Below are 15,630 nucleotides of genomic sequence, written 5' to 3' on the forward strand. Positions count from 1 at the left end.
CCATCAAACCAGTAGGCAATGTCAGCGGAAGCTTTGAGGGGGTCACCATCTGTGGTTATCCGTATCTGGCCGTCGCCCCCAGCTCCACCTTCTTCGGCAGGACAGAACCACCTGGAACAGGTGGTTGCCCCGCCGCCGCCTCCTCCCGGAAGGCCGCCGGGATTACCTGGCCGGGAATCCCCAAACTCTGTTTCAGCACCGTTACCACCGCTGCCGCTGTCCTGGCCCGCCTGCCCTCCTTCAGGGGTTTGACCATCAGCACCATTCCCTGCTGGGCCAGCTGAAGCACCACCTCCCCCAGCTTGCCTGTCCGTCTCCAAAAATCCGCCTGTTTCCCCTGAACCTCCGGTACCGCCTTGATAGACCTCAGCGCCAACCCCAGAACCACCTACAGCCCCCTCATCGCCGTCAAGCGGAACACTTTCGCCCCCAAAAGCTTCAACATCCCCCGCAGGCCCCCTCAGAAAGGAGCTTTCACCCGATTCACTACTGCTACTTCCAGAACCAACCTGGTACTCGTAAGTTTCCCCCGGATTTACCTGGAACGTCTCGCTGACGTAGCCACCCCCGCCACCGCCACCCGCAGCTCCAGGACTTTGACGGCTACCACCACGACCCCCACCACCCCAGAGCTCAACGGTGATTTCGGAAACATTGTCAGGCACAACCAGGGTTCCAGCTCCCGGTTCCGATAGCACCTGCTCTGCAGCACCACCTGTGCGAACAGCCAGAATGGAAGCAACGATGACAAACAGTGTCAGACTTCCACTTACACGCTTCATCGAGCCAGTACCTCCACTGTGCGGCTGGCTAAATCCGCTCCGCTCCCGCATTGCCCATGGCTCTCAATGCGAAAGACCTTCTCCTGTGTGCTGAGGTCAGTACACTTGACGTCCGCCTCACAGTCCCTGAGGCCGTTGCTGAAACCATCAAAAGTACGGGTTCCGAAACCACACCCTTCCCCTTCATCCTGCAGGGTCATGGCCAGCTGCGCGCCGGACTCCGCCGCGTAGTAGGCTCGCGTGGACTGGATGTCCAGCGCCTCAGCCTCACCGGTGGTCTGTTGGAGCTGCGCAATGGTCGAGACAATCAGTGCCATGACCGTAATCAGGAAGATGGCCATCACCAGCCCGGCACCGCCCTGGGACGAGCGGCGCCCCTGGAACTGGATTGGGCGTGAGTCAGGGAACATTGCGCACCTGTACCTCCTGGGCCACAGAGAGGGACTCCTCAGAGTCCGCCGACTGCAACGTAAATTCAAAGGTCACCACGCCGTTGCGCTGACGTGTCGGCGGTATAAAACTGAAAATCAGTGGCCCGTCGCCAAGCGGCATCGCAACCACCTCACGAACGCCTCCGCTGGGCCGGCCACCACTGGCGTTAAGCCCATAGCCGGAATACCGGAAAAGGTAGCGACTATTGGTCCCCGTGCCACGACAGAAACTCACCGGATCTCCGGTAAGCGTTACGCGTCGCTGTGGTGAATGCTCTGGAAACGTATGGGGCGAACTGAGCGTGACAGTGCGCTCCTCCCCGGACCCGCTGACCGACCCCAGCCCCGCCCGGGTTTCAGCACCCGTCTCATACAGTCCATCGGGGAAATCACCCTCGGCATAGGGATAGATGAACACTCGGATGGCTTGCTCCGTCGAGCGCGAGAACGGTACTGCCTGGAACTCGGAAAGCGCCCGATTGGGTTCAAAGCTGTCCGCACCATCCACGTACCGGGACCCCGCCACGATCGGGAAAAACTCGATGCACTCCCCACCTTCACTGGTGCGGATGCTGCCCGGCAATGCCGAGCGCAACTCACGGCTGACCTGCTCGGAAGCAATCCCTGCTCCGAGTGCCAGACGCTGGCGATTGGCGGTATCCAGCGCCCCCTGAGTGGAGAACTGGATGAAGCGCACCGAGATGGCCGCGATGATGCCCAGGATCACGATCACCATGATCAGCTCCGTCAGCGTGAAGCCCTGCTGGCGGCGCATCAGAAGTTACCCTTGTAGGCTGTGAACGTCATGCTCGGCCCCTGGGCTGGATAGACCATGACGTCAATGCGCTTGGCGTCATCGCCCACACCCACTTCGGCCCCGGCACAGGTAACACTTACTTCTACACGATACCCTTCATAGGCCTCGCCAAAACCACCGGATACCAGGCGCGGCGGCGAGTCCTCCAGCCCCTGATAGTCATTCACCGTCCTGTAATCGGCTCGCTCTTTCCCGCCACCCGTACCTGTATCGTTACAGCCACTAGCGGAAGGACTGCCGCCCGGGCCGACCCCCGGCCCGAACCGCCGCGCAAGAATCTCGTCCAGGTAGGCCTGACCCACGGCAGTGGTCCGCGACTGATAAAGCGTGTTCGCACTGCGCCCCACCACCAGTGAATAGCTACCAATCACACCGGCGATGGCAACCCCGACAATCACAATCGTGATCACCAGCTCGATCAGGGTGACACCGAACTGCCGTCTGGAGGGATAAAAAGAACAGGAGTCAGCCATCAACGCAGCGCTCCGGGTAGGCAAATCCTGAAGCGGAGACACAGGCCGGGTGGCCTGCGCCTCCATCCGCAGGAACAAAGGTCAGATCAACTCCGCTACCCGCGGCCACTGGCTCATCACTGGCATTGACCCGTCGGCTGCCCCGGTAATACAGAGTGCCTGGGTTATTCTGGAGACTGGCTCCTTCCCGAGCGGCGGTCCGGGCACCTTCCTGGTTTTCACTACACCCCGCATCCGTTTTAGTGGAAACACGAAAACACCATTGCCCCGCCGATTCATTGATAGTCAGGGCAATGGTGGTGTCAGTGTTGGCAAGGGCTCGCTTTTGGGCCAAGAGAGAGGAGGATACAAACTGGTCTCGCGCCAGGATCGCCGAGTAGCCCGCCGGATTGGCCAATAGACCAATACCGACGGCGCTCAAAATGCCGATCAGGACTAGAGTTATTACCAGCTCAACAAGCGTAAACCCGACTACCCTTTTACGGCATGCCAGAAAAGTTGACATACCATTCGCCTTCCCAGCGTATTAAGCGGTTAGACGCAATCATCTGTTACTAGATTGGTTACATTTCCAGTCGTTGCGCTGTAGTCGAACGAACACTCACCAGTAGTGCCATCCCCATCTGCATCACTAGTATCGTCAAAACCAACAGGAGTGACCGTTCCGTTATTGATAGCAAAATCGGTTGCTGTATCAATCTGTGCCGCAGTCATGATGCCCGCGTCATCCGCCGTGGGATACCCTTCAGTACTCATAGTTACATCTGTCCCGTCCATATCGACTGGCGATGTTCGGTCTCCCGCAAGCCATGCCGAATGCGCAATACTCGCAGAGGATTTGATCGCCCCTGCAGCTCCCTCCAGTGCAGCCGCCTGGGCGTCACTCCCCAGATCCACAAACCGTGGCAGAGCAAATGCGGACAGGATGCCGAGGATAACGATCACAATAACCAGTTCGATAAGGGTGAAACCCTGTTGTTGCCGTTGCATGAAACTTACTCCTTTCAGACTTTTCATGTAGATTTAGATGTTTTGACTAACAGTATGACTGAATTTCGCGCAATTTCGAGTCAGGAATTGTTTAAACTTGTTGAAACCTCCCCTTCCTCGGCGTTGTATTCAATCGTGTGCTCCGTATCACCTCTCTGATACTCATAGGTACAGCTGTTCGTACCGGAACTGGCGACGTAGTCAGTATCGTCACCATCACTCGCGCTGACCGTCGGTGCATTGGACTGCAATAATGCGCGCCACAAGTTCACGCAATTGCTCGATGAAGCCCCATCCGTTACTGAAACGGGCCAACCTTCGGCGTTGGTGTTTACATTGTCCGCACCAAACCCTTCAAGCCCATCATTCACCTCGCCGGGCGCACCAACGCCGGTCCACTGCGCTTTCACCAGAGCCACAGCAGAACCAAAAGCTCCAGCTGTCCCCCGCACACTCGCCTCATGAGCTTCTTCCGAAAGCTCCGCAAACCGAGGCAACACTGTAGCCGCCAGAATGGCGATGATCACGATCACCACCACCAGTTCAATCAGCGTGAAGCCGCTCTGCTGTCCTTTTACGTTTCCCAGTTCATTCGTGTTCATTCTCTCTCGCTTATACTCGATTGGAACTGACTTTCTTTGCTCTGCTATCCGATAGCCGCACTGCCCAGATCCCAAACCGGCAGAAAGACCCCCAGCGCCAGAATCAGTACCAGTATGGCCACACCTACGAGCAATATGGGCTCAATGGATTCAGACAACCGGTTCAACTGGTAATCCACTTCCTCATCGTAGAAATCCGCCACGTTGGTGAGCATCTCATCCACGGAGCCGGTTTCCTCGCCCACCGAGATCATCTGCAGAATCAGCGGCGTGAACAGCTCGCTTTCACGGGCGGCGCGCATCAGGCTGTCACCGCGCTCAATCGAGGTGCGCATCTCAAGCAGGTGATGCGCGATCCAGGCGTTACTGTTGGCGTCGGCTACCACAGAAAGCGCGCTGGTCACGGGCATACCGGCTGCAAGGGTCGTGGCAAAGTTTCGCGAGAAGCGGCTCAGCGCAATCTGCTCCAGAATGGGCCCGATGATGGGAATACGCAGCTTGTAACGGTCCCACTGCAGGCGCCCGGGCTCTGTGGCGATCCACCGACGTACCCCCACGAAAGCGGCCACCATACCTCCCAGCAGTGCCGGCCACCAGGTGGTCATGAAATTGGAGGTCATGATCAGCACCTGGGTGATGAACGGCAGGTCCGCCCCCAGGCGCTCAAAGGTGGAAATAAACTGGGGGATCACGAAGAAGTTGATGATGATCATCGCCGCGGTCAGCGCGACGATCACGAAGATCGGATAACGGGTGGCCTGCTTGATGCGCCGGCGTGTTTCCCGCTCCAGCTCCAGGATGCGCGAGAGCCGGAAGAAAGCGTCGTCCAGCTGACCGGTGTTCTCCCCCACGTGCACCATGGCCACGAACAGTCCGGAGAAAACACGGTCATTGGCCTGCATGGCGGTGGCCATGGTGGTGCCGGTCTCCAGCCGGTCCGCCACGTCATCCAGCGCCTGGCTCAGCGCGCGCGCCTTGCTGGTCTCGGCCAGCCCGCGCATGGTGCGGATGATCGGGATGCCGGCCTTGGTGAGCGCGTACATCTGGCGACAGAACACGATCAGGTCATCCAGCTTCACTTTCGGCTGGAACAGCTCGATCTGCCCCAGCTGAGCCAGGCTGCTGCCGGCTTCCGCCTCCGGCTCCACGGAGACTGGCGTAATGCCCCGCCGCTGGAGCTCGGCGGCGATGGCGTCCCGTGACCCCCCTTCCAGCACCCCCTGTTCCAGGGCACCCTTGCTGTTACGGCCCCGATACTCGAAACGCATGGTCAGTCTCCCGCCTCATCCGCGGTGCCACCACCGAGCGTGGCGGAGACCCGGGCGACCTCATCCAGGCTGGTGATCCCCTGTTCAGCGTATCGCAGGGCGCAGTGGTCCAGGCTCTCGTAATCCGGCATGGCCCGTGCGGCCCGCTCGAAGCCGGCATAGTCCGCCCGGCGCAACGCATCCAGCATCGCCTCATTGAATTCCAGAAGCTCGTAAACGCCGATACGGCCCCGGTAACCTGTGTTGCTGCACTGGTAGCAGCCCTTGCCCACAACAAAGCCCTGGCCAGCATCCCTACCAGAACCACCCGTATGGTCAGGCGCTGTCTCCCCGGTCTTCATCAACTCGTCGGAGAGGGTCAACTCCAGGGAATCATCTCCCCCGCCATCAACGGTTTCTGTTACCACCGGTTCGGCAGGCTCCGACACCTCCCCCGCTTCCGCAGGCGCCGCCAGGTCACCACGCTCCCCCCTGATCCGGTCAATCCAGATCTTTTCCTGATGCGTCGGGGTGTAGGGAACCTGGCAGTTCTCACACACACGCCGCACCAGCCGCTGGGCCAGGACCCCGGCAATGGAGCTGGAGACCAGGAAGGGTTCCGCGCCCATGTCCAGAAGGCGCATGGCACTGCTGACGGCGTCGTTGGTGTGCAGGGTGGAGAGCACCATATGGCCGGTCATGGCGGCGCGCAGGCCGATCTGGACGGTCTCCTGGTCGCGCATCTCCCCCACCAGGATGATGTCCGGGTCCTGGCGCAGGGCCGAGCGCAGTACCGAGGCGAAGGTCAGCCCGATCTGGCTCTTAACCTGCACCTGGGTGATGCGCGGCAGCCGATATTCCACCGGATCCTCGGCGGTGATGATCTTCACCTGGGCCTGGTTGAGCTCAGTCAGTGCGCCGTAGAGGGTGGTCGTTTTACCCGAGCCGGTGGGCCCGGTCACGAGCATCATGCCGTGGGGGCGATGGATAAGGCGGCGGAACCGCCTGAGGATACCGGGCGGCATACCGGTGCTTTCCAGATCCAGTATGCCCTGGGACTGGTCCAGCAGACGCATGACCACGGACTCACCGTACTGCACCGGCAGCGTGGACACCCGCACGTCGATGCTCCGGCCCTTAACGCGGATGTTGAAGCGCCCGTCCTGGGGCATGCGTTTCTCGGAGATATTGAGCCCGGCCATGAGCTTGAGGCGCAGCACCAGCGCGGAGTGGATGCGCTTTTCCTTCATGACCTGTTCCTGCAGCACACCGTCGATGCGCTGACGGATGCGGATCACGGTCTCGTCCGGCTCGATGTGGACGTCCGAGCTGCGTGCCTGGATGGCATCCTCGAAGATGGTCTGCAGAAGGCGCACCACCGGCGCTTCGTTCACATCCGAGTCGCTGCCCAGATCGGCCAGATCAAAGGCCTCGTCGCCGATCTCGTCCTCCAGCTCCTCGGCCAGAGAGGCGATCTCATCCGTGCGGCGGTAGACCAGGTCCAGGGTGTTGAGCAGTTCGCTCTCCCGCACCACGGCCTGCTTCACGGGCTGCTCCAGGATCCGGGTCAGTTCATCGTAGGCGAAGATGTCCATGGGGTCCGCCATGCCCACCAGCAGCTCACCGTTGCGCTCTGCCAACACAATGGCCCGGAAGCGCCGTGCCTGAGCCTCCGGAAGCTTCTTCACCAGCTCATGATCGAAGTTGTAGTGACGGAGCTGCACGAAGGGGATATCGAGCTGCTGCGAAAGGAAATTCAGCAGCTGGTCCTCATCCAGATAACCGAGATCCGTGAGCGTCTTACCAAGCTTGCGGCCGGTGCGCTTCTGCTCACCCAACGCGGTCTGGAGCTGTTCCTCGGTGATGACGCTGTTCTCAACGAGAAGATCGCCAATGCGGACCTTGCGGCGTGTTTCCGACATACTTCTACCCCTGCTCCGCGGCGAGCCGTTGCTCGATGTACCGGCGCAGCTGTGGCGCCAGATCCGGCAGTGACAGCGCGCGGGTATAGGCGGCCCTGGCCTGCTCATCCCGCCCGCGGCTTTCCATGGCAATACCCAAGCCGGCCCACCAGCGGGCATTGCCGTCATCGGTCTCAATCAACGCCGCCCACTGCTCGGCGGCCGCCTGATGGTCTCCGGTCTGCTGATAGAGCGCCGCCATCATGGTGTGATAGGCCGGCATGGTGGCCGGCCCCGGCGGCTCGGATTCCAGCCACTGCAGGGCACTGGCTCTGCCCGAGCGCTCAAGCGCCACACGCGCCCTGAGCAGCCGCAGCTCCGGATACATGGCCACGGCCTGCTCCGGCAGCCACTGCAACGCGGCGGCCGGCTCTCCACGCTCCAAGGCATGCCGGGCCATCGCCGCCCGGGAGCGTGGCATATCGGAATCCAGCATGGCTCGCTGATTCAGGCGTTCCCCGGCCTGCGCAACACGGCCATCCGCCAGTAGCGCTTCCAGCTCCCGGGAGAACCGCCGATCTTTTTCCGCGGGCGTCAGTTCGCGCACGCTGGGGGTGGCTGTTTCCGGCTCGGGGTCCGACTGATTCGCAACGTCATCAGTGGAGACGGGGTCTTCCGGCTCACTTTCCTGTTCCGCCACTTCTGTCTGTTCTGTCGGTTCCGGCTCTGCTGCAGGCTCTGTTATGCCGGTCGGCTCCACCTTCCTGACAGTCTCAGGAGGCTCACTGGTGTCACCGTCCTGCTCGGTGCTTCCTGCCCGCTCGGAGGTATTACGCTCAACAGTCCCGGAACCCTCACCGGTCCGCCCCTTCTCCGCGGGCAGTGTCGCGGTACGGATCACAGGCGCCGGCTCATCGTTGATGGCGGGAACAGCCCCCTTCCCTGCAGATCGCGGCTGATCCGAGCCCAGCCACCAGAACCCGGCGCCAGCCAGTATCGCCAGCAGCAGTGCCGAGCCACCCAGTATCCAACCCCAGTGGGCAGGCGTCCGGTAGCTGGCAGCGCCCAGCCCCGCCGGAATCGACTCACCGTTACTGCCGTCCGCACCTTCGCGTTTTTCCAGATCCCGGAGGGCGTCATTGAGCAGACTCATAGAAGCCCTCCCAGAACCCCGGGGCGGCGCACGACCGTATCGGTATCGCGGATGGCCTGGCGTACATGACGGCTGGTCACTTCACGCTCACCGCGCCCATAGGCGGCAATCAGGGCCTTGTGGGCGAGAATGTTGATCAGCCTGGGGGTTCCGCCCGAGGCACGGCTGATCAGGCGTACCGCCCTGGGCTGGAAGAGTCGTCCACCGTTCCATCCAGCCCGCGCGAGCCTGTGCTGCAGATAGTCAGCGACCGTCTCCGGCGACAGCGTCTCCAGTCGGTGCTGAAAGGTAATGCGCTGGCTCAGCTGGCGCAGATCCGGTCGGGCAAGCAATTCATCCAGCTCAGGCTGCCCGAACAGAACCACCTGCAGGAGCTTACGGCTCTCCGTTTCCAGATTCGTCAGCAGACGCAGTGCCTCAAGGGTTTCCACCGGCATGGACTGAGCTTCATCGATCACCAGCACCGCCGCACCGGCAGACGCCGCGTTATCGATCAGATATTGCTGCAGTGCTGAAAGGGCCCTGTGGGTGTTACTGGCATCATCGAGCGTCACTCCCAGCTCATCGGCAATGGCCTCAAATAACTCTTTAGGGCCGAGCTGGGGGTTGGGGAGGTAGGCGGTGGTGAGTTTCCCTTCCAGGGCATTGAGCAACAACCGGCACAGCAGTGTCTTGCCGGTGCCCACCTCGCCGGAGACCTTGATGAAGCCTTCCTTCTGGCGCAGGGCCACCAGCAGCAGTTCCAGCGCCTGCCCGTGGCTGGGCGCACGCAGGAAGTAGCGCGTATTGGGCGTCAGTGAAAAGGGGGCATCCCGAAGGCCGAAAAATGCCTCGTACATGCTACCTCTCTTGTGTCGCGCCCGCCGCCGGTTCTGGCTTCGGGGATTCTGTGGATTCCATGATCCGGCGCAGATCCCGGATGCGCTCGCGGCTGTCCTCCACGTCCTGTCCGTACCGGGCCACATTGGCGATCATGGGCTTGAGCAGAATCACCAGTTCGCTTTTCCGGGACTCATAGCTGCGCTGCTTGAACAGTTCACCAATGACCGGGATATCACTGAAGAAGGGCACCGCTGAGGTTGTCTCCTCGGTCCGATCCTGAATCAGCCCGCCGATCACCACGATCTGGCCGCTTCGTGCTCGCACCACACTGTCTGTCTCGCGCACCGTGCTCAGCGCCAGAGGCAGCGTCACGTCCTCGTCACCGATGGTGATGAGCTTTTCCTGGTCTTCCACCTCGCTCACAGAGGGATGAACATGCAGAGTGACGACGTTGTCATCACTGATCTGCGGGGTGACGTCCAGAGAAATCCCCGAAAAGAATGGCGTCAGATCCACAGAGGTCGACCTGGAGGTCCCTGTGCCACCGGCGGTGGTATCGTCATCAAAATCAAGATCGGTCACGAAGAACTCGTCACTGCCCACCTTAATGACGGCCTTCTCATTATTGACGGTCGAGATCCTCGGACTGGACAGCACCTGCACATTGCCCTGACTGCCCAGAAGCTGAATCAAGCTGTTGAAACTGTTCACCTCAAGAGCGGCGGAAAACGCTCCTCCCCCCTGGGTGTTGGTAGCAATGCTGCTGAGGCTTCCCTGAAGACTGTTGCCGCTGCCCATCTGGTCCACAGCATTCCAGTTGATGCCCTGCTGGTACCTCTCGTTGAGAGCCACCTCAAGGATTCGGGCCTCCAGGATCACCTGGCGCTTGGAGATCAGCTGCATCCGGCGAAGGTAATCCTCAACCACCTTCAGCTCATCCTGCCGGGCATGGACCACAACCACCCCCGAACCAGGATTAGTGATGACACGCTGGCCACTATCGGACCCGACCATCAGGTTCAGGGATTCGTTGAGATCCGCCCAGAAGCGCGACTCGGAGGTCGTAGTGATACGGGTACCGACCACGGTGCCATTGCCGGAGCCACTGTCACCGTTGTTCGAGCCGGAATCCCCATTGCCCGTATCGGTCACCTGCCCCGACCGTACCTGGGTTTCGGAATTGCCGCTGCGCTGGATGTCCAGGTAGTCCACCTGGAATATACGGGTCCTGAGACCTGCCTGGCGGATGCGGTAGATACGGCCCTCAAGGGCAATCTCATAACCATAGAGATCCGAGACCACATCCATGACCTCTTCGAGGGTCACCTGGGTGAGATCCAGGGTGATGGAGCCCTCCACAGCTGGATCCACCACCACGTTGTAAGGCGTACCGTCGACCAGGCTCCGGAAAAAGGTGGGTGCCGGCAGGCCCTGAGCATTGACGTTGAAGCGCTCCGCCCCGCCGGAAGTGGCACCGCCCGCTCCGGAGAAGTCCGGCATCAGGGCGCCCGTCACCTCATCAGGCGCCGGGGCGGCATCCGTATCACCGCTGCTGGCTCCAGCCTTTTCCAGTTCTTTTTCGATCCGCTCCGTGGTTTCCGTAGAACTTGCCTGCTGGGTCTGCATCAGCGGATTCCCGGCACAGCCGGCCAAAAACAGGCTGAGCACAGCTGGAATCAGAAATGGGACGGAACGCTCTCGCATAACGGTTAACCTGCTGCTAGCGCCGGACTGACGGCGCGCTGTCGAGTTCAAGAGTGTACTGCTGTCCGCCAATTTCAATCAGCACACGATCCATACCGATTCGGACAAGGGTGGCATCCCCAAGCTGACCGCCCTTAGCAAGGCTGATCCCGTTGATGACCGCCCGCCGGCGCTGATCCCCCACCAGGATTGAGTCCAGCTGGAAGCGGCGTGCTGGCGAGACGCTGCTTTCCTGTGTCGATACCGAGGACGGCCGCGTTGGGTCCGGCAGTGACGCCCCGCTGCTGGCCCCGCAGGTCAGCGGTACCAGAATCAGCAGGCCAGCAATGATGCCACTCACAAGCCGTTCAGACACCCAACCACTCCCTGTGCAGGCTCAGTGTGTGCAACCGGATCCGGACCCGCGCTCCCGGCCAGTCCTGTGTCTGATAATCCAGTGACCGCCACCCCAGACGCTCATCCAGGCCTTCAAGATCCCGCAGATACGCCAGCACATCATGGAAACCACCGCTGACGGTGACTTCCACCGGGTGGGCATAGAGGCTGGCCTCCTTTTCACTGTTCGCACTGTCATCCTGGCCTTCCACCGCAACCGGCTGAGGGGCCCTGTGGGAGACACTCTCCAGGGCCACCCCCTCATGCCGGACCAGCATACGGCGTAACAGCGCCACCATCTCCGACGGGCTGATCAGGCCGGTCGTCAGCTCCTCGAGCTGCTGATCGTAACGGTCAAGGCGCCTCTGGAGCTGGCTGATACGTTCACGCAGCGGTTCGTTGGGATCCTTTTCCAGCTTGCGCAGAAGCGTTTCCTCCTGCGCGGCAAGCCCTTCCAGCGACTCCTGCGCACTGGCAATGCGCTCCGCCACCTGGCTCCGGGCCTCCAGAACCGGTGTCACCAGCAACTGCCAGGCTCCCAGAGCCACCAGCGCCGCCGCAGCCACCAGCATCAGCACACGTTCACGGCGCGCCCGCGCCAGGAAGGCAGCCGCGAGCGTCTGCCAGCGCTGCTGGAGACGGTCCTTCATTCGTCTTCCTCCGCTGATTCGCGGGTTGAAGCCACATCAAAGCTCAGCGGCCCACCGTCCTCCGGGCGGTCAATGCCAAAGCGGGCAAAGCGACGCCCTTCGAACACGGATTCTTTCTGCAATCGCTGCAGATATTCAGGCACGTTCTGGCCATCGGTGGTACGACCTGACAGCCCCAGACGATCACGCATCAGATCCACCCGGATCCGTGTGAGCCATAGCCCATCGAGTGTCTGGCGTGCCAGCCCTTCCAGATAGGGTGTGAAGCCCTCGCTACTCGCCTTTGCCACCGAATCCGCACGCTCAACCAGGCGGCGGCGATCACGGACCCGCTGCTCCAGTCGTGTGACCTGCTCTTCCAGGGCCGGATCCTTCTTTCGGTCGGCCACCTGTTCCTGGAGCGTCTCCACCGACTGCTGCTTTTCGGCTTCCCGGGCTTCAATCTCCGCCAGCCGGGCTTCAGCACCGGCCAACTGATACCGGAGAGCGCCCCCGATGCCGGCAACCACCAGCAGCACAACCGCAACCAGGCTGAGCATCCGGCCCAGGGTCAGCCACTCCCTTGAGGGCTGAAAGGCCTCTGTGTACAGGTTGACGGACTGCTTCATCTCGCTCCCTCGTCATCCGCCAGCAGCGTGGCAACAGCAAGCCCGGTTCCGGGTGCGGGCGTCACGCCTGAGAGCATGGCACTCCAATCCAGATCCACCACTTCAGCGGTCACCTCGGAATTGAGCATCCCGGCAAGCGGCAGCGCTTCCGGGTGGCCTGCCAGCTGGACACGGGAGGGGGGAATCTGTCGCAGCTGACTTTCGTAATAATCCAGCGACCGCTGGATCTCCAGCGCCAGGTCCTGGACCGTCTGCTCCTGGGTGGTGGCGTCCCGTAGCTGGGCCTGGGAGACATCCAGGCGCCGCGCCATGTAGAGCACCTCACCCCGGCAAAAGATCACGTGACCACTCTGCCGTCCCAGATGCACCAGGGCCGCGCCACGCCCCTCTGGATCGGCACGGGCCAGAAGGTTACGCAGCGCGAGCTCGGCGATATCAATGCATTCAAGCTCAAGCCCCGCTTCATGGATACGCTCCACGATAGAGCGTATCCGGTCCTGGTGGGCACAGACGGCGTTAATCAATGCCCCACGGTCCCGTGAGGCGTCCTCGGGAAACGGAAAGGTATCAATAACGGCTTCACTGGCGGGATAATCGAGCAGATCCCCGAGCTTCCAGCGAACGGCGTCCGCCAGCTCGCCAGGCTCGACGTTGGGGCGCTCTGCCTGAAAGATCTGATACTGATCCGGCCCCAGAACCACCCGCGCCCGGGCACCACCCACCCCCTGTTCATTCACCAGGGATTCCAGTGTCTGCCCAGCGCCTGCGGAGCCGCTCTGGAGCGAACCGTCCGCCTGCATGCAGGCCCAATGGAGCGCATCATCGGTCAACTCCAGCCCCACGCGGAGTGAAGAGTGACGTTTCGCGAACGGATGTCGGAGGGATCGGAGTGCCAGCAAGTTGACCGTCTGCGCTGCTCGTGAAATTCCGAAGGGCACTCTCACGGAACAATGGGAGTGCCAATACGTGTCGCGAGTATAGTTCAGGATCCGAACAGATTCACGCTGTTCAGATGGTTATCCACGTCTTTTAACACAGCACTGGGACTTGCTGGCAGAAGTCTGCTAGAAGGGAATGTCGTCATCAAAGTCGTCAACGGGATCCGGCATGCCGGTCCCCTGATTCTGGTCACCACCCTGGGGCGCGTAGCCACCGCCTCCCTGGGGCGCACCACCCTGTGCGGCACCCGGCGCGCCGCCTCCGGTGCCGGCACTGTCACCACCACGGCTGTCGAGCATCTGCATCTGGCCGTTGATGTCGACGATGATCTCGGTGGTGTAACGGTCCTGACCACTCTGGTCCTGCCACTTGTTGGTCTGCAGGCGGCCCTCAATGTAGACCTTGGACCCCTTGCGCAGGTACTGGCCGGCCACTTCCGCGATCTTGCCGAACATGACGATGCGGTGCCATTCCGTGCGCGGCACCATCTGGCCGGTGTTGCGGTCCTTGTAGCTCTCGTCCGTTGCCAGCCTGAGATTGGTGACCGGGTTGCCATTGGCGGTATACCGGGTCTCGGGATCCGCGCCCAGGTTGCCGATCAGGATGACCTTGTTTACGCCTCTCGCCATGCTCTGCTCCTGTTCCTTTCTCTTTATTCGCTGTTATGCGTTGACGGAAACCGTCCCGTGGCTTCCTTACTCAGACCTGCCGCGCCACAAAGGGAAGACGCCACAGGGATTCTTCGCTGAACTGCTGGCGATCCACCTTGAGCCAGGCCTCACCGCTGCCGGCAAGCACCACGGCATCATCCACCCCCGGAATGGCCAGAAACGCCTCGCGCATGGTGCGCGGATCCTGGGTGTGCTCATCGGTGAGCTGCAACGCCAGACTGGTGGCGTAGCGTGGCGGCGCCATGGTGACAACCAGGCCGAGCCAGACCGCGATGGCCAGCAGAACGAGAACAATAACACCGCTGGCACCGGCGAAACCAGAGAGCCAGCCCCCGAGCGCACCGCCCACAAAGGAGCCCATGAACTGGCTGGTGGAATAGACGCCCATGGCCGATCCCTTGCCGGCCGCGGGCGCCTCCTTGCTGATCAGCGAGGGCAGCAGTGCCTCCAGCAGATTGAAGCCGGTGAAAAAGATGAACAGCACCACCCAGAATCCGGCGATCCGCTCCCAGCCGATGCCCATCAGCGCCACGGCCACCCCGAGCAGCGCCACCGCCACGGTCATCACCTGCTTGAGACGGCGCTTCTTCTCGCCAATGATCAGCAGCGGCAGCATTGCCACAAAGCCCGTTCCCATCACCGAAAGATAGACCCACCAGTGCTGGTTGGTGCCCAGCCCCAGCTCCTCCAGCGTCAGCGGCACAATCAGGAACAGGGCGGTCAGCGTCAGGTGCAGCACGAAGATACCGCCATCCAGGCGCAACAGCCGACCCGATGTCAGCACCTGGCGGAGCTGGTCCCGGGCCGGCAGCGCATCCGGCTGATGGGTGCGCGTCTCAGGCGTGGGCACGATGGTTGCGACCAGCACCATACCGATGCCCGCGAGCACGGCCGTCAGCAGGAAAATCCCCGTGAGCCCATAGGCATCCCCCACCATTGGCCCCAGCACCAGCGACAAGGCAAAGGCCATACCAATGGACAGTCCGATGGTGGCCATACCTTTGGTGCGGCTTTCCTCGCGGGTAAGGTCACTGGCCAGCGCCATGAGCACACTGGCGATAGCGCCTGAGCCCTGCAGAATGCGCCCGGCAATGACCCCCTGGATGGAATCCGACCACCCCGCCAGCAGACTGCCGGCGGCAAACAGCACAAGCCCTATCTGGATCAGCGGCTTGCGTCCAAAACGATCTGAAAGAATGCCAAAGGGGATCTGCAGCAGCGCCTGGGACAGACCGTAGGCGCCCAGTGCCACACCCAGAAGCGCCGGGCTTGCCCCCTGAAGATCCCGCCCCAACAGCACAAACACCGGCAGGATCATGAACAGACCCAGCATGCGGGAGCCGTAGACCGTTGCCAGAGCCGCTATGGCGCGTTTTTCAGTGGCGTTCATCAAGGATCCTCCGGAAAAGCGGCGCCATCTTAGCACAGCGCCGGCGGTTCACTCATGGATCCAGATCAATCCATC

Annotated in this window: 17 protein-coding genes and 1 pseudogene; all 18 read right to left on the reverse strand. The window is 61.5% G+C overall.

What is annotated here, in order from left to right:
* Positions 1-65 precede the first annotated feature (65 nt).
* A pseudogene (locus F3089_RS16230) lies at positions 66-833 on the reverse strand (glycine-rich domain-containing protein); the annotation flags it as partial.
* On the reverse strand, positions 779-1,192 hold the full coding sequence (locus F3089_RS08570; protein WP_151440429.1) for a hypothetical protein: 414 nt from the start codon (positions 1,190-1,192) through the stop codon (positions 779-781). The pseudogene F3089_RS16230 and the gene F3089_RS08570, both read right to left, overlap by 55 nt.
* Complete coding sequence (locus tag F3089_RS08575) at positions 1,182-1,988, reverse strand: type II secretion system protein (protein ID WP_151440430.1); 807 nt, start codon at positions 1,986-1,988, stop codon at positions 1,182-1,184. Before F3089_RS08575 ends, F3089_RS08570 begins: the two co-directional genes overlap by 11 nt.
* Positions 1,988-2,503 (reverse strand): type IV pilus modification PilV family protein, encoded by a 516-nt coding sequence (locus tag F3089_RS08580; protein WP_192497313.1) that lies wholly within the window; start codon positions 2,501-2,503, stop codon positions 1,988-1,990. The genes F3089_RS08575 and F3089_RS08580 overlap by 1 nt, the downstream gene beginning before the upstream one ends.
* Positions 2,496-3,008: a pilus assembly FimT family protein gene (locus tag F3089_RS08585; protein ID WP_151440432.1), complete on the reverse strand. Its 513-nt coding sequence runs from the start codon at positions 3,006-3,008 to the stop codon at positions 2,496-2,498. The genes F3089_RS08580 and F3089_RS08585 overlap by 8 nt, the downstream gene beginning before the upstream one ends.
* 29 nt (positions 3,009-3,037) lie before the next feature.
* Entirely contained in the window at positions 3,038-3,493 is a 456-nt protein-coding gene (locus F3089_RS16165; RefSeq protein WP_151440433.1) for a pilin, read from the reverse strand.
* A gap of 80 nt (positions 3,494-3,573) precedes the next feature.
* Entirely contained in the window at positions 3,574-4,095 is a 522-nt protein-coding gene (locus F3089_RS08595) for a prepilin-type N-terminal cleavage/methylation domain-containing protein (RefSeq protein ID WP_151440434.1), read from the reverse strand.
* A 44-nt stretch (positions 4,096-4,139) separates the two neighbouring features.
* Positions 4,140-5,363: a type II secretion system F family protein gene (locus F3089_RS08600; RefSeq protein WP_151440435.1), complete on the reverse strand. Its 1,224-nt coding sequence runs from the start codon at positions 5,361-5,363 to the stop codon at positions 4,140-4,142.
* 2 nt (positions 5,364-5,365) lie between these two features.
* Positions 5,366-7,264, reverse strand: coding sequence for a GspE/PulE family protein (locus F3089_RS08605; protein ID WP_225741718.1), 1,899 nt, complete (start codon positions 7,262-7,264; stop codon positions 5,366-5,368).
* Between the two features lie 4 nt (positions 7,265-7,268).
* Positions 7,269-8,396, reverse strand: a complete 1,128-nt coding sequence (locus tag F3089_RS08610) for a tetratricopeptide repeat protein (protein WP_151440436.1) — start codon at positions 8,394-8,396, stop codon at positions 7,269-7,271.
* Positions 8,393-9,235: an ExeA family protein gene (locus F3089_RS08615; RefSeq protein WP_151440437.1), complete on the reverse strand. Its 843-nt coding sequence runs from the start codon at positions 9,233-9,235 to the stop codon at positions 8,393-8,395. Before F3089_RS08615 ends, F3089_RS08610 begins: the two co-directional genes overlap by 4 nt.
* Before the next feature lies 1 nt (position 9,236).
* A complete protein-coding gene (gene mshL, locus F3089_RS08620) occupies positions 9,237-10,844 on the reverse strand; it encodes a pilus (MSHA type) biogenesis protein MshL (RefSeq protein ID WP_151440438.1) in 1,608 nt (535 codons plus the stop codon).
* A 94-nt stretch (positions 10,845-10,938) separates the two neighbouring features.
* Positions 10,939-11,277 (reverse strand): hypothetical protein, encoded by a 339-nt coding sequence (locus tag F3089_RS08625; protein ID WP_151440439.1) that lies wholly within the window; start codon positions 11,275-11,277, stop codon positions 10,939-10,941.
* The gene (locus tag F3089_RS08630; protein WP_151440440.1) at positions 11,270-11,947 is read right to left on the reverse strand and encodes a type II secretion system protein GspM; all 678 of its coding nucleotides are present in this window, start codon (positions 11,945-11,947) and stop codon (positions 11,270-11,272) included. The genes F3089_RS08625 and F3089_RS08630 overlap by 8 nt, the downstream gene beginning before the upstream one ends.
* Positions 11,944-12,555, reverse strand: a complete 612-nt coding sequence (locus tag F3089_RS08635; protein ID WP_151440441.1) for a PilN domain-containing protein — start codon at positions 12,553-12,555, stop codon at positions 11,944-11,946. The genes F3089_RS08630 and F3089_RS08635 overlap by 4 nt, the downstream gene beginning before the upstream one ends.
* Positions 12,552-13,385 (reverse strand): type IV pilus biogenesis protein PilM, encoded by an 834-nt coding sequence (locus F3089_RS08640; protein ID WP_151440442.1) that lies wholly within the window; start codon positions 13,383-13,385, stop codon positions 12,552-12,554. Before F3089_RS08640 ends, F3089_RS08635 begins: the two co-directional genes overlap by 4 nt.
* Before the next feature lie 234 nt (positions 13,386-13,619).
* Positions 13,620-14,123: a single-stranded DNA-binding protein gene (ssb, locus tag F3089_RS08645; RefSeq protein ID WP_095618761.1), complete on the reverse strand. Its 504-nt coding sequence runs from the start codon at positions 14,121-14,123 to the stop codon at positions 13,620-13,622.
* Between the two features lie 70 nt (positions 14,124-14,193).
* Complete coding sequence (locus F3089_RS08650; protein WP_151440443.1) at positions 14,194-15,555, reverse strand: MFS transporter; 1,362 nt, start codon at positions 15,553-15,555, stop codon at positions 14,194-14,196.
* Positions 15,556-15,630 lie beyond the last annotated feature (75 nt).

This window comes from Halospina sp. K52047b, from assembly GCF_008709855.1.
Lineage (GTDB): Bacteria > Pseudomonadota > Gammaproteobacteria > Pseudomonadales > Oleiphilaceae > Halospina > Halospina utahensis_B.